This window comes from Litoribacterium kuwaitense (genome assembly GCF_011058155.1).
GTDB classification, from domain to species: domain Bacteria; phylum Bacillota; class Bacilli; order Bacillales; family DSM-28697; genus Litoribacterium; species Litoribacterium kuwaitense.
Window position 1 is genome coordinate 65,516 of record NZ_JAALFC010000011.1, and the last position, 15,236, is coordinate 80,751.

The 15,236-nt window shown below is 44.9% G+C and carries 11 protein-coding genes and 1 pseudogene; 1 reads left to right on the forward strand and 11 read right to left on the reverse strand.

The features are described from left to right. From G4V62_RS08340 to G4V62_RS08395, 11 genes and pseudogenes are all read right to left on the reverse strand, one after another. A complete protein-coding gene (locus tag G4V62_RS08340; RefSeq protein ID WP_165201138.1) occupies positions 1–414 on the reverse strand; it encodes a GNAT family N-acetyltransferase in 414 nt (137 codons plus the stop codon). A gap of 177 nt (positions 415–591) precedes the next feature. Next, a complete protein-coding gene (locus tag G4V62_RS08345) occupies positions 592–1,638 on the reverse strand; it encodes an SGNH/GDSL hydrolase family protein (RefSeq protein ID WP_165201140.1) in 1,047 nt (348 codons plus the stop codon). A 24-nt stretch (positions 1,639–1,662) separates the two neighbouring features. Further along, a complete protein-coding gene (locus G4V62_RS19800) occupies positions 1,663–2,499 on the reverse strand; it encodes a carbohydrate ABC transporter permease (protein WP_165201142.1) in 837 nt (278 codons plus the stop codon). Between the two features lie 14 nt (positions 2,500–2,513). Beyond that, on the reverse strand, positions 2,514–3,461 hold the full coding sequence (locus tag G4V62_RS08355) for a carbohydrate ABC transporter permease (RefSeq protein ID WP_165201144.1): 948 nt from the start codon (positions 3,459–3,461) through the stop codon (positions 2,514–2,516). A 67-nt stretch (positions 3,462–3,528) separates the two neighbouring features. Further along, on the reverse strand, positions 3,529–4,992 hold the full coding sequence (locus G4V62_RS08360; protein WP_246218337.1) for an ABC transporter substrate-binding protein: 1,464 nt from the start codon (positions 4,990–4,992) through the stop codon (positions 3,529–3,531). A gap of 168 nt (positions 4,993–5,160) precedes the next feature. After that, entirely contained in the window at positions 5,161–9,837 is a 4,677-nt protein-coding gene (locus G4V62_RS08365) for a CehA/McbA family metallohydrolase (RefSeq protein WP_165201145.1), read from the reverse strand. 170 nt (positions 9,838–10,007) lie between these two features. Then, complete coding sequence (locus G4V62_RS08370; protein ID WP_246218340.1) at positions 10,008–10,604, reverse strand: YdcF family protein; 597 nt, start codon at positions 10,602–10,604, stop codon at positions 10,008–10,010. 42 nt (positions 10,605–10,646) lie between these two features. Then, positions 10,647–11,387 (reverse strand): Cof-type HAD-IIB family hydrolase, encoded by a 741-nt coding sequence (locus G4V62_RS08375; RefSeq protein WP_165201148.1) that lies wholly within the window; start codon positions 11,385–11,387, stop codon positions 10,647–10,649. A 25-nt stretch (positions 11,388–11,412) separates the two neighbouring features. Next, positions 11,413–12,572 (reverse strand): annotated as a pseudogene (locus G4V62_RS20815) (ROK family protein). A 396-nt stretch (positions 12,573–12,968) separates the two neighbouring features. Next, complete coding sequence (locus G4V62_RS08390) at positions 12,969–13,520, reverse strand: stalk domain-containing protein (protein ID WP_165201152.1); 552 nt, start codon at positions 13,518–13,520, stop codon at positions 12,969–12,971. A gap of 277 nt (positions 13,521–13,797) precedes the next feature. Further along, a complete protein-coding gene (locus G4V62_RS08395; RefSeq protein WP_165201154.1) occupies positions 13,798–14,622 on the reverse strand; it encodes a M23 family metallopeptidase in 825 nt (274 codons plus the stop codon). A 302-nt stretch (positions 14,623–14,924) separates the two neighbouring features. On the opposite strand from G4V62_RS08395, the gene G4V62_RS08400 reads away from it, so the two are divergent. Next, positions 14,925–15,236: DUF4372 domain-containing protein (locus tag G4V62_RS08400; protein ID WP_165201156.1), on the forward strand; the 312-nt coding region annotated here is incomplete at its 3' end.

Genomic DNA, 15,236 nt, shown 5'->3' on the forward strand with positions numbered 1-15,236 from the left:
CTAATAAAACGTTTTTGCCATGTCGTTGTCTGTCCAATCATCCAACGCAATCCGTGTGATTCCTTGATCTCTTGCCAGTTCGGAAATAACGCATAGCAAACGCTCCGCATATCCCTTATTTCTTTCAGAAGGAAGAATGCCGATCTGATGGACAAAAACCGAGCGATATCCCTTCCTAAACGCATTCGTTGCAACGTCTCTAAACTCTATCCAACCGTAACCACAGGCTTCTTCCTCGTCCTCTATGAGCAAAAACACAACCTTTTCATTCTCCATTTGTTTTCTAAACGCTTCTTTTATCTTAATGAAGTCATAATCATTAAAATAATCCGGATATAAAGCGCGGTGCAATTTCTGGACTGACTTGTTTAGATGGACGATGAGTTCAAAGTCTCTTGTCTTGCTTAATTTCATAACGACCTGCCCGTCGTGCTTTTTCACGATTATAACGCTTTTTCGGCTCATTGTTTCAAACATTTCAAATTTTCATTTTAAAAAGATCGTTTCTATCAAGTATATACATTATAGAAAAGAACATCCATCCTGCACACACTGCACAGGTGGATGTTCTTGACGATCAATGCGCTTGATTCACGTCGGTAACTTCAACTCGCCGAGCTGAATACACCTTCGTAAAGCACCTTCAATCTCATCAGCCATCCTCATAAAGCCATAGTCATTCGGATGGACGCCGTCGACGGTGCATTCGTGCCAATGCTCGCCGAGGATCGTCGAGCCATCGAGGAAGGCAATGTGTCGATCTCCTTCTGCTTGCAAATAAGCGACCGTCTTCTCGGCGTAGTTCCGACGTTTTAAAAAGTCTTCGTGCTGTTCAGCCGTGAATTCATTGGCGTACCGGATGCGTGAGATGACGAGAATCGGGATCTGAGGATGGATTTCTCTGTAAAGCTTAATGAAAGGATAGAGCGTCTTTTTATATCTTTCTGCATCAACGTTGGCTTCGTAGTCAATGACGAGACAACCGGGTCTTTCGATGCCCCTAATCACTAAAGCGACTTCCTTTTCCCCTTTTCCACTGCCGGAAAAGCCGAGGTTGATCATCTCTAAAGGAATACGTCTGCTTAATAAGTTCGTATACGACATCCCCGGACGACTCGCACAGCCGCCTTGTGTGATCGATGTGCCATAAAACAACACCCGCTTGTCAGAGTGATAGGGGGTTGGCTCGGTGACTTCAGCACCTTCATCTAAACCAACCTTCACTTCTTCTACCCCTTGATACAACGGGAAGTTCAAGGTGACGTCAATCACTTCTTCTCTTCTTGCTTTTAAATCCACGAGTGTGCTCTCATAAAACGTATCATCAAGCGGGGGACGGGCGGCTGCGACGAAGCGTTGGTTTCCCGGCGCGCCAATATACATGTCAAAGCCGCATTGCCCGACGGCGGTCATATGATCCATATCCGCTTTTCCTGAAAGCTGTACTTGAATTGCAACACGTTGGGCATCTGTTTGAAAGCGAATTTGTCCGCCGGACGTGCAATTCGCAAGTTGGTCGACACTGTCAGGCAGCTTTTCCGTAGGGTTCCGTGGAAATCGACGATAGATACCTTCCTCTGTAAGCCAGGCAAAGCCGCTCACTTGAAATGGGTCTTGCTTCGGATCAAACCATTGCATCCATTTTCCTCCTCAGACGTTTCCTTACCCTTTCACCGCACCTAGTGTCGCACCGCGTAAGATCCATTTTTGGAAGAAAATAAAGACGACGAGGGATGGGATCATCGCGATAATAATACCGGCAAATAGTGTGACCCAGTCAGCCGAATACTCCATCAGCTTGTTCGCCTGATACATTTGCACACCAATCGTATATTTGTCTGGGTCACTTAAATAGATAAACGGCGAAAGGAAAGAGTTATAAAAATCGATAAACTTAAAGATCGCTACTGTGACAATTCCGGGGGTCGACAACGGCACGATGATCCGCCAAAACACTTGCCAGATCGATGCTCCGTCGAGAAACGCACTTTCCTCCACTTCTTTCGGGATCGACTTCATAAACCCTCCTAAAATCATCAAATAAAACACCGACTCGCCAAGGCTTGAAAGCAAAATCAGACCAGACAAGCTGTTCGTTAAGCCAAGGTCGCGCATGACGACATATTGCGGAACGAGGGCGTTAATGCCGGGCAAAAACAAAGACATCATAATGAGCCCCCAAATCAATTGTCTTCCTCTAAATTCGATTCTTGTCAAAGCGTATGCATTTAATGTCGTAAAAAACAGCCCAAGAACCATACTGCCGCCGACATAATACAGCGTATTTAAGAGTGCGTGGCCAAAATTGTATTCATTCCACGCGCGGGCGTAGTTGCTGAATTGTAATGATTCTGGCAATGCCCATATATCGGCAAAAAACTCCGGGTTGGTTTTCAACGATTCATACAACACCCACGTCAACGGGAAGATGATCGTCACTCCCCAAACGTAAAGGATTGTCCGAAAAAAAGCGTCACTGATGCCTCTCGTTTCCTTCACTGCGATCAACCTCCTTAATAGTCAATATTCCGTTTCTTCATGTATGTATCGACGATGATTTTAGCGGTAATCAAAATGACAAACAGCAGCATGCCAATCGCAGACGCATAACCGTAATTTCGGGTTTCTTCGCCAAATGCTAGATTATACATATACAGTCCAATTACATCGGTCGATCCGGCTGGTCCGCCATTTGTTAAGATGAGCATCATGTCAAAGCCTTTGACGGTTAATAAAATCAAAAATAAAATACTGACGCGTACGATCGGCATAATTGTCGGCAAGGTGATTTTAAATAATAAAGTCCAGTCACGAGCACCATCCATAATTGCCGCCTCATAATACGATTTTGGGATCGAATCCATCGCATTAACAAAAATAATGACGTACAGTCCGACGCTCCCCCAAACCCATGCCGGAACGACCGCCCATAACGCTGTCCTTTCGTCACCGAGCCAATAAAAGTTGCCGACGTCGAGGCCGATAAAGCGCCGCAGTTCATTTAACAGTCCGTAGTTACCGTCATAAATAAACTGCCAAAGAATTGCAATGACGACCGTAGACAGGATGTTCGGAAAGAAAAAGAGCAGCTTGAGCATTTTATTTTCTTTGTAGTTTTTATTCGACAGAAAATAAGCAAGGACGAGTGAAATCAAAATGACCGATACCGGGACGACCAACAGTAAAAATAAGTTGTGCGACAACGCACGCCAAACAAACTGGTCTTGAAACATCGACACAAAGTTTTGAAGGCCGACAAACTCAGGCTCCGTCATCCCGTCCCAATTTAGTAAAGAGTAATAGACCGATAGAATATTCGGGTATAAGGTGAACAGCAAATAACCACCGAATGGCGGTCCGATTGCGAGCAGCAAAAACAGGTTGCGCTGCACTTTTGCTTTAGCCAATATGCCTCGTTTGACTGGCTTTTTGACGTTTTTCGTACGTGGATAAACAGCCAATGCATTCAACTCCTTTACGGTAAGGAAATGGACGAAGGAGGGGGATTCCCTCCTCGAATGGTGCGATTTACTTTTGTGCAGTGATCGCTTCTTGGATCAGCTCTTCCATTTGTTCAAGCACTGGAAGCGGGTCCTTTTTTCCTAGGAATATATTCGAAATCGCTTCGTCACGGAGCTTATACGCCTGGTCATACGACGGATGCGTAATCGATACTGCACGGTAAGCTTTTCTTAATTGCACATTATTTTCGTCAATATATTTCAAAACGGATTTCGACGAGCTTAAAAGCTTCTCATACCGCTCTTCGTCATCAATAAAATCGTTTCTGATCGGCATCGCGCCGCCAAATTCAGCCGCCTTCTCTTGCGCGTCTAAAGTCAGCATCCAAAGAATAAACTCTTTCGCCCACTGTTTATTTAAGTCCGGCTTCGCTGCCCAAATGTAATAGCCATTGGTCGTTCCTTGGCGCATCCAGTTCTTCTGGTCTGGAGAATCGATAAAAGGAACGGACATATAGCCCCATTTAAACCCTTCAGGTGCAGAATTTTTCATTTCGTTTTCTACGTGGTGTCCGGTTGACACCATCGCGACGTCGCCTTGCAACACTTGCATTTGCGATTGGGTGTGGCTTAATGCTGGTAGACCTTCGTGGAAGTAGCCTTTTTGCCCAAGTTCATAGACTTTTTCCCAGCGCTCGATGTTTGCCGGATTTGTAAATACTTCTCCTGTATAGTTCTGATAGTCTTCTAGATACTCATCAACATTTCCATTCTTGTCGGCAATTTCGTAAGTTTCAACGTCGCCAAATGCCCAATCGTGATAATACGGATACATGCCTGGGAACGTGATCGGTGTAATGCCGTCGGCTTGAATTTGTTCAAGCAGCGCCGTAAATTCGTCCCACGTTTGCGGATTTTGATTCCAACCTTGTTCTTCAAATAAATTTTTGTTGAAGAAAAGCCCGCCGACACTTGCTAACGTCGGCATCGTATACGAGACGCCTTCAATGCGGTCGGAAGATTCATAAATCCCATTCATCATCAATTCTTTGACCGTCCCATCGGCATCGGGGATTTTTTTCTCCCAAACATCGTCTAATGGTTCAAGCTTCCCCGCTTCAGCTAACCCGACGACACCTCCGGAGGGCGCACGGTTAAACAAGTCAAACATTTCCTCGTCGTCTCCGGCTGAAATCCGCGTCGAAAGAACTTGAGACATATCTGGTGACGAAAGCATGTCAATCGTGACGTTTGGATATTCTTGCTCAAAGCTCGCGATCACGTCACCCATCCACTTTCGCCCATTGCCACCTTCAAAAAATCCGTACTTCAACGTCACTTCAACATCTTTCGGCAAGCCATTGTCATACACTTCACCGCTAGCTTGTCCTTCTTGTTCTGTTGAGTTTCCTTCACCCGATGATCCGCTCGTTGACTCTTGACTTCCACCGCTCATGCCTGGCATACCACACCCGACGAGTACGATAAGCGCCAGGATAAACAAAGTCAGCGTATACATTACTTTTTTCATACCATTCATCCTCTCTATTACTATTTAATCAATTTGATTTATTTAATGATTGTATCACTTTTCTGTAAATGTTCTGTTAATGCGCGAATGATTTTCGGTTAAGTTCACGCAGGTGAGAGACTGTTCGTACTCATTTGAAGGGAGGATACGAACAGCCCTGTATCACGACTACTTTAAATACGGTCGCTTCAACTCGTCATCCCACGCCCATATGGTGTCAAAGTCAAATCCTAAACGGTCACTAAAGAAAGCCTGCGTCTTAAACACTTCTGCACTGATGCCAAGTCCTTTTTCATTTGTCAAGGATTCGTCAGTGATCCGCTCCACCTCAACGATCATGTTGTCATTGGCAAAGTTGTTTTCTAGCGTTGCCGTATGTCCATTCAATACTCTGGCGACGACGCGGTTGGCGCTGACCGGCGTTCTTACTTCGTCATTTAAAGCAATGGTGTTACGGACGACGGTGTCGTTGTATGCATAGCCGCTGATGCCGCCAGCGTTATTTTCGAGGGCGGTCACATTGCCGGTAGCGTAGCTGCGTTCGGTCAGACTGCCTGCGTTTGTAATACCAATCAGTCCGCCGGCTTGCTTTTCCGTCGCCGTGACGAGAGCGTCGGAATAGCTGTCGCGGACGATACCATTAGAATAACCAATCAGTCCGCCAACAGTGTTTTCTCCGGTGACTGTGCCTGTCGAATAACTGCGCTCCACTGTGCCATTGTTTACATTGACTAACACGCCGGTTTGCGGTGCTCCATCTTCTCCGGTGATATCCGCATTGGTCATTGCTACATGCTGAATCGTTCCTGCATTCAAGTGGAATAATGCGCCATACGATGAATGAACATTTTTCAATGTCTTCCCATTCCCATCAAATACGCCCATAAACGGAACGTCTCTGACTAATTGGGGTACGGCCTCTCCTTGGAAGTCCACATCGTTTTTTAGTCGATAGCGTTCTTTCGGAAAGCGACTGATCTCTTGTAAGTCGGCAATGCTCTCAATTAGGTAAAAGCCGTCTGTGTCTTCTGCTAATGCCGGAGTGCCGCCACCGCTCTGCTCGGTATTTTCACGGTTCTCTTGCAACAGTGGGCGATTTGCGGTTTCGTCCCACGTCCACACGTTCTGAAAATCCCAGCCTAGCTCATCTTCATACGTCGCTTGCTGCTGTAATTCTGCTGCTGTTTTGCTGGCGCCTTTTTCGTTGTCAGCGTCTGCACTTGTTTGCCCTTCTTTACTGACCATCATCGTGTCCAGTCCGACATTGTTGACGAGTGTCGCCTGCTCGCCGGCAAGCATTCTGGCGACGATTCGGTTTGCGGCTGAAATCGTAATGACAGAGGGGTTTAACGCAGCGCTGTTTTTTATGACGGTGTTGTTATAGCTGTAGCCGCTCACACCGCCCGAGTTGCTTTGTCCGGATGTGACAGAGCCTGTCGCGTATACGTTTTCCGTGATGCTGCCTCGATTCGTAATCCCAATGAGGCCGCCGGATTGTTTGGACGTCGCTTTGACGTTTGCCGTCGAGTAGCTATTGCGGACAACACCATTAGAATAGCCGACGAGGCCGCCGACGTTAGACGTGCCGGTGATGGTGCCAGTCGTATACGCTTGCTCGATCGTGCCGTTATTGACATCAGCTAAGATGCCTGCGTCACTGCGGCCAGCGTTGACTTCAGCATCGATGACCGCAACGTTCTTAATCGTCCCTTCGTTCATGCGGAAGAGTCCTGCGCCACCGTCTTCTGCGACAAACTCAACGCCGGAAATGGTGTGGCCATTGCCGTCAAAGACACCTGTAAACGGGTCGTCTACAGCGCCGATCGCTGTGATCACATCATTGTTCCCAACAATGTTAGCGGTAAGCCGATAGTGTTTATCCGGGTAGTCGTTGATTTTTTCAAAATCGCTGATGCTGTCAATCTTATAAGGGTTTTCCACTGTTCCGTCTCCGTCCATCGCGTCGCGAATGACCGTTTCTGGGAAGATGTCATTTCGATCGGTGACGTTATCCCAAACGAATAATTTAACCGTCTGCTGGTCAGTAAATGTCAATGGTTCAGCAAAGTGAATCATCTGCTCGCGTCCGAGATGCTCTAAAGCGACTTCCTTCGTTTGCGAAGCGACTAATTCTCCGGTTTGGTCATAAACAGCGCCCATTACCGCAACGTCGTCCACGGACTCAGGATAATTTAAAATGCCAATACCGTTAAACACACCTTCTTCAACGTCAATACTCGTCAGCTCAAGATGGTTTTTAGGCGGCGCGAGTGTAAACTCATCGATGACGTCGCCGTTGTTGTTATAGGCTTTCCATGTGAGTGAAGTGTCATCAGCTTCAAGGACAGCACCCGTTTGCACGTCATCATCGTACACGATATGATCCCAATCGTACGTTTCGTTATCGTAAAATTTCGGGCCGGAAGAGCCCATTGTAATAAAAGTCGTGCCGAGGGTCATCGCTTCGTCACGCTGATCGACTGCACCATCACGAATCGATGTCCGTTTATACACATGGTCGTGACCACCAATGTATAAGCGAACGCCGAGCTGCTGCATTTTCTGCGTCATTTGCGCCCGATCCGCACTCATCCCCGGATCATCACTATGCGAACCGCCGTAATAAGGGAAATGACCGACGACCACCTTCCACACTTTATCAGTCGAACGCATATCCTCTTCCAGCCAGTCAAGTTGTTCTTCAGTCAGCTCTAACGAATTTAAGACAGCGACGTGCACATTGCCTTGATCAAAAGAGTAATAGTCTTCTTTATCACTGCCGTTTTTCGGGAGATTAAAGAAATGCTTGAACGAGCTCGCGTCTGCATCCTGAACGTATTCATGATTGCCAAGCATGTTGGCCGACAATAGCCCAATGTCATCATAGACGGTTTGGAACACGTCATTCCACGCGTGGATGCTGCCCGCCGCATCGACGAGGTCGCCGACTTGAACCATCACTTCTCCCTCTGGATGCTTTTCTTTAAGAACGGAAAGCATTTCTGTGAACAGCGCAAAACTTTGTTTGTCACGATCAGGAACTTGTAAATCCCCCATCATGTACATCGTTGTAGCGTTCGCATCCGTAGCTGTCGTAAACGTATGAACGTCGCCCCACGGACCATTTTTCTTCAGACCATAACGATATTCGTATGTCGTCCCTGCGTCTAAGTCGGTAAGATCTGCTTCGTGGGCTGCTAATATGCGGTAATGACTCGAATCGATGTCGTCACCGTACGCCGATTCAAAGTACGACACGTTCGTCTTGACGGTCGGCGCTTTTTTCCAACTATCCTCCGCCCTTTTGTACTGAACGTAAGCTTGATCAACGACGCGATCGGTCACTAAATTTATGCCCACTTCTTGTTCGTTCGCGCCGACATTGACGACTGGCGAGAACTCGTTTAATACTTTATCCGCATCGAGCTGATTGTCTTTGACGTCAATCTGGATTAATTCAGCACGTGAATTTCCTGCGCCATCAGTCGCATAGTACCTGACGAAATATTCGCCATATTCTTCGATCAAAAATGCCTGATTCTCAACGTTGACGTGCCCTTTTGAGTTAAACACATCGACCGTTACCTCAGGTGCGTCCCCGCTGTCATCGGTCGCTACAGCGTCTGGAATCTGCACGGTATCACCAAGCTTTACTTTTTTCGGAAGCTTGCCGTGAACAGCAATCTCTGGCGCGAAATCGGTTCCGCGCGTGACGTCCCCGATCCAAATGGGCGCACCGATGATTTCATCGCCATCTGCTTGAAACACTCTGACGAGAAAATAATCACCGTTCTCGCTTGGCAGCGTCTCATTTTTGCTAAATTCGTTGTCAGCAATATTTGTGTATTCTTTGACGACTTCTCCTTCATTCGTATATATCACAACACGGTCAATATGGTCTTCTTGATCAGGGTCTCTAAACACCATGTTAACCTCAATCTCTTCTGTATCACTCGGTAATATTGAGCCGAGAATTTGACCATTGGCGGAAAAAGCAAACACAAAATTTTCGTCAAAAGAAGAATACGTACGGCGATTGCGCATCGCGTCATAAATCTCTTCGCGCGTTAAGCTGGTTGTCCATAGCCCTGTAAGAGCCGGATTATTCGAGCCCCAATTGGCACTATGCTCATCCCCACCATATGTAGGCGACACGTGCCAGCCTTGATCCAGCGCTTGAATGTACGTATCAAAATAGCGCGCGACCTTATATTCAAAGAGTGTCACATTTCGATCGACCTCTTCGTTAAAATGACTGAAGCCAAAGAAGTCGCCTTTTCCACCGGCATCAGGGTGGTTAAACTGCACGATCGCATCTTGATCCTGTGAGACACGACCGTAAAACGTCGGAAGGTCATATTTTAAGTCGCCCATTCCGAATTGACCAGTCGCCCCTTTCCCATACGTGCGCGGAAACCATTCCGTATTAAACAAATTGACATGTCCAGCCTGGTCGTACCATGTGACCTCCGTCCCTGGGACGGTCACAAACTCACGGCTGTTATAGTCATTGTGCTGCTCATGAACGACCTTAAATTCTTCAGAATACGAATCCTCATACTTTTGCAAATAACTGTTCCCCGAACTAATATCGTACGTGACGTCGTGCTCAGTCGTCCCAAAAAAGTCAAGCGCCGTATTGGCCTGTACATGTTCAAACGCGTCTTTTGGCATGAGGACACCATCGCTAATCGACGTGTGGGCGTGCAGTTCTCCCCGATACAATTTCATTTGTAAATACTCCGCCCTATCGTTCTCGGCACCTGTAGCTGTCGGAAACGACGATAATAGCAACAAAAGCATTGTGATCATTCCAGTGATGACATGCACTCGTTTACTTTTCATCGTAAACCCCTCTCCTATACTGGATTGGACGATCCATCTTGCGTAAACAGGTTCACCTCCTTATTTAATTAATCAATTTGATTGATCAAATGAATCATATCGAAGAATTGTTAAGGAATGATTAATGTCTTGTTTATTTTCTCTAAAAAAGAACGCTTTTATTCGTTCTCTTACTCCCCATTGGCCTGTCGCTTTTGCCCTTCATCCGTCTTGGTCACTTTTTCCAGCCATGGCAGTGTCAGCTTAAATGCTTTTATCTCTGCAAAGGTCATCCTCACTTGCTTGGCTAAGCTTGAGAGCGTTCGAGGCGCATAGAAAGCGGTCGGAAAATGCAGCTTTTTTGTAATATACTTCATACGCCTCATATGAAATGAGTTTGAAATGAGCAGTGTCGAATGAAGGTCATGCTGCCGTAAAATCGTTTTACAATAGACAATGTTAAATACAGTGTTTCTCGCCTTTGTTTCTAACAAAATGTCTTCTGCACGTACCCCTTGATTGATTAAATACGCTTTCATAATGTCTGCTTCTGTTTTTGTTGAAGTGACCGCCCCCCCTGTTAAGATGATTTTTTTATAGTGGTATCGCTCCATGAGCGCAAGCGCTGCATCAAGTCTTTCTTTTAACAAAGGATGAACTTGATCATTTTTACATTGGTAGCCAAGGATGATTAAAGCGTCAGCATCCTTGGCGTGAACAGAAAAGCTATGCATCCAAATAAAAAAAATGAGTGGCGTTGCTAAACTAATAATGAGAAGGAAGATCATAATGTCCAATGAAGAGAACCCTTTCGTATGTAATCGAGCAATTTATACGTGCACATATTTCGCGATGGCCTGCGCAACACCGTCCTCTTCATTTGTCGCGGTCACAACGTGGGCGACTGCTTTAATCTCGTCGACCGCGTTATCCATGGCTACACTTAAGCCTGCCTGTTTCATTAAGGAAAGATCGTTTGGACTGTCGCCAACCGCCATGACTTCTGACATCTCAATGCCTAAAAGCTCACAAACCCGCTGAACGCCGGCTGCTTTCGTTACACCTTTTTTCGTCACTTCCATATTAAACGGCGTCGATTGAGTGATTTCGACCGAAGGCCATTGGCTCACCTCGTCCCAAATCTCTTTGTGAACAGTTAAATCTTTCGAGCTAATGCCGAACTTCATCCACCCTCGTTCGAGCATATCTGCTGTCCATTCGTCACGACCTGTCACACTTTCGACGCTATACCCCCAAAACCAAACGTCGGCGTCAACAGCTAGTTCATACAGTTTTTGCAAATCTTTCTGCGCGATAAAATGACGTTCGTGCAAATTTCCCGCACCTTCCCAAATCTCACCGCCATTGACAAGCACCATCGGTCCAGTTAAACCTAGCTCCTTCCAATACTTTTCAGCTGTCTGAAACCCGCGACCTGTCGCAAAAATGACATGGACGCCCTGCTCATGCACGTGCTGAATTTGCCTCTTCGTTTCTGTCGTGATCTCCTTATCGTCTGTGAGCAGTGTCCCATCTAAATCGAGTGCGACTAAACGGTAATTGTGTTTCATGTCGGTGTCTCCTTTTATGTGTAAATTATAATGAGAGAATATCTAACGGGACATCGAAAAATGTCTTGATCACGAGCTGACCAGCGAGTGCTGCCTCATCGTAGTCGTTATTAAATGGATGTAACGAAATGTTTTGGCACGTTTGCGGAACGGTCTGCTGGACAATCCCGAGTACTTCAGGGATGATTCGATCGCCTAATTGCTCGATCACTCTTCCCGTCAGCATCACTTGATCTGGATTTAAGAAGGTGACGACGTTGCTTAAGGAGAGGCCGATGGCGGCGATGATTTTTTGCAGCAAGGCAATGTCCTCTTCCTTTCCTGAGCGCACATGCCAAGCAAACTCGTCGAGTGTCATCCCTTTGTTTTTGATTAAACCGCTATTGGAGGCGAGTGTCGTCAAACAGCCGACCGCGCCACAGTGGCACATGTAGGCGTCAGCGCCAGAAAATGCTTTCACATGCCCGAACTCCCCTGCAACATGAGTCGACCCGACAAAGAGTTTTTTTGGTGCATCACCGCACCACCAATCCCATGATCCAGCTTTAAAACAATATTATTCTCGGATGCTGCTAAATCTCCTTTGTCATTTTCAATGATCGCTAATAAATTCACGTCATTTTCGATATAAATCGGAAAATCAAAGGTTTGCTTAAGGCGAGCGACGAGGGGAAAATTGTCGAACGCGAGCCCTTGAGATTCAATGACGATCCCTTGCTTAGAATCGACGAGACCTTGAATGCTTAATCCGATGCCGCGCAGTTTCGTCTCATCTGGGACAGCCTGATGAAGCTTCGCAAGCACGTCGTAAATGCAAGCAAATGTGTCTTCAGCATCATGAAACACGCTGACATCCATTCGCTCATTCGCTAAGACCTTTCCGCTAAAATCGATTAACGCCCCTGCGACATACTTCACCGCAACTTCAATGCCAATGGCGAACATCCCACTCGTTTGAATGACTAAAGGAATCGGTCTTCTCCCTCGAGCACCTGACGTCGACTGGCCTTCCATAACGAGATCGTCTTCGATCAGGCGGTTGACGATATTTGTGACCGTTTGCTGGGTTAAGGCTGTCCTTTCCGCCAGTTCAACGCGCGAAATCGGACTTTCATTGTAAATCAAATGTAATATTTTCTGTTGATTGATGAATTTCATCCCTTGCTGACTCGAGACCTTGTTCATGGTGGACCACCTTTTTTCTACGTCTGCACGTTCATTCCATTAAATAATCAAATGAATTGATTTAAATATATACTTTTTAATAACACTTTTCAAGTATCTTTCTTTATATTTCTGAATATTAAAACAAAAATATGCCTCTTTAATCAACGTTTTGCTTAAATTGTAGCGAAAACGAAGGATTGCTTGCGCCACTTTTCAACGGGCACAGTGGACTTTCGCCGCCGAGATCACGACGCAAAAAAAATCCACCCCGCTTTGTCTATTGCGCAAGTGGATGTGATGAAGAGGTGCTGCGACATCAAGGAAATTGCATTTATCAACTGAATTCGGGTACGAATCGCACTCCAATCCCGGTTATTATTTTACAAAGGGATCCAGTCAGCTCAATGAGACGTATTACACAGGGCGATCTTCCTCAAAGCCATTCCGACGCAAAATATATAAGTACACTTGATCATCAACAGGATTCACGTAAGCCAGCGAATAAAAGTTTAGCTGCCCTTCCTTCCAGGCGATAAAGAGATCAATGCCCAACTGCTCATTTAAGAGACCTTCCTTATCAATAATATGACCCGGGAGATCAGATTTGTATCCTGGCACAGCAAAGATATTCGCTCCCGAGAATGAATCGCTGCCGTCTTCAACGTCTCCGTTGTCAGAGACAGGTTGTAAATCAACATCCAATGCCTCTCTCACTTCCTCTTGAGTCATTCCCGGCGCGATAGCGCGTTTAATGTCTTCCATTTTCTGCAGGATATTCTCTTCTCTTTTGCTAAAATGAATCCCTGTACTTTTAATGACGATGGTTTTCTTCTCTTCATCCCACTCCACCTGACCACCCGTCGCTTCAATCACTGACTTGACAGGCAAATATGACGTGCCATCAATCATCACTGGTGCAACCTCTTTCCCTTCCTCATTTTGCGGAACCCAAGCTGCATGATTCAAAGTAAATTGGATTTGCTCGTTGACATACGCTTTAATCTCGCTTATGTGATTGCCTGCATAAGTAGTGGTCGCAGTGATGATGAAAAAAAAGCACATAAGGTTAATACGATATTATATTTCACATTAATCTTACCTTTCTAAAATTTGTTAATGATGAAAAACATATGCTCTCTTACATAGATTTATTCAGAAGACATTTAACAAAAGGCAAAGGGGCGTTTCTTAAAAAAACTGCCCCATAAATCAGTCTTATTTAATGTCAGAAATGGCCAGTGGCTTAGCTCTCCCAGATTTCTAATTCCGTCTCTCTTACTTTTTCAGTTGTAAGTTCAGTAATGATTTGATCTGTAATACTAAACTCAGTCTTGAGATTTGTCATGGTTCTATCTTCTAACTCCTGTGACTCAAACCATTTATCAAATTTCTCTTGACCAACGTATTCTTGAACATTTTTATCAAAAAAATATTCATAGCAATTGATATTTTCAAGTTCTTGCTTTGAATCTTTAACATTCTTATGAGCGATCGAAAATGAGAGTTGTGGATAAAACAGCATGGGGTCGATCGTTTCATGATCCTCTGGATATATTTGATCCACATTATTGACATCAAAGTGTAAATGATAAGCTACGTCACCAGTATTGCCAGAAGTTGCTATATCAACATATTGTCCAATATGATCACCAGTATTGTAATTTTGACTATTTTTCACCAAATGTAGATATCTGGTAATTAACCGTTCGTCAGTATCAGGGTCTCTATCATTATGTCTTATTGTCATTGCTTCAGTTCCATCACTGTAAGTCCCACTTTGAATTATAACTCCAGCAGCTACAGAATATACTGGTTCTAATCTAACCCCAATATCTATACCTTTATGAAACCTCCACCCAACATCACCAAATTCTTCAGTTATTGTTGTTCCTGTTGTCGGCCAAGACCAATTCATATCTGCATATTCACTATTATTAATTGCTTTCTTATCTTGTAAAGCCTGTGTAGATGGTTGTTCTTGTCCAGCGATTACATTAGTATTAGCACCTAGACAAAAAGATAACACAATTGACAACAACAAAGCTTTTCCCAAAATATTTCCTTTCATAATGAAATACCTCCTAAAGAAATTTGATCGTTATCTAAAGATATATCGATCATCTACTATATAAAAAGCCAATTCTCCTTCAGAAGGTAACCCACTCTCTCTTGATTACTTAACAATTTTACAAATTAGCTATTTTAGAAAGCATAAAATATCTTGTGTAATCGAATCACTAACGTCGCATTAAAAATAAATCTATTGATGATAAATTCCGAATAATCTTTAGGTGATCTCTTCCATAAAAAAATCCTTTATCATGGATTGGAGGCAGTAATCCAGCCAAATCCAAAATAAAGGACAATCTCATGGAGAAGATTACACGAAAAACGGCATTTGAGCAATGGGTTGAACCCATTTTCAATGAATTATTTGTGGAACAGGTCCAGCGCCATTGTCTTGATCACTATACAAAAAAGCTGCACATGGCTTCGTTCATGAACTTACTCTTGTATGCACAACTTCACGAAACGGAAAGTTTACGTGCCATCAGCGACAGTGTCTTTTCAAAAGAACTGCAGGAAGCCACGCGTTTAGATTCAATCAGCTTCTCACAGCTCGGCAGACGATTGCGCCAGGTACCAACGGAATTCTTTCAGGCGATTTTTCTCGATCTGGTC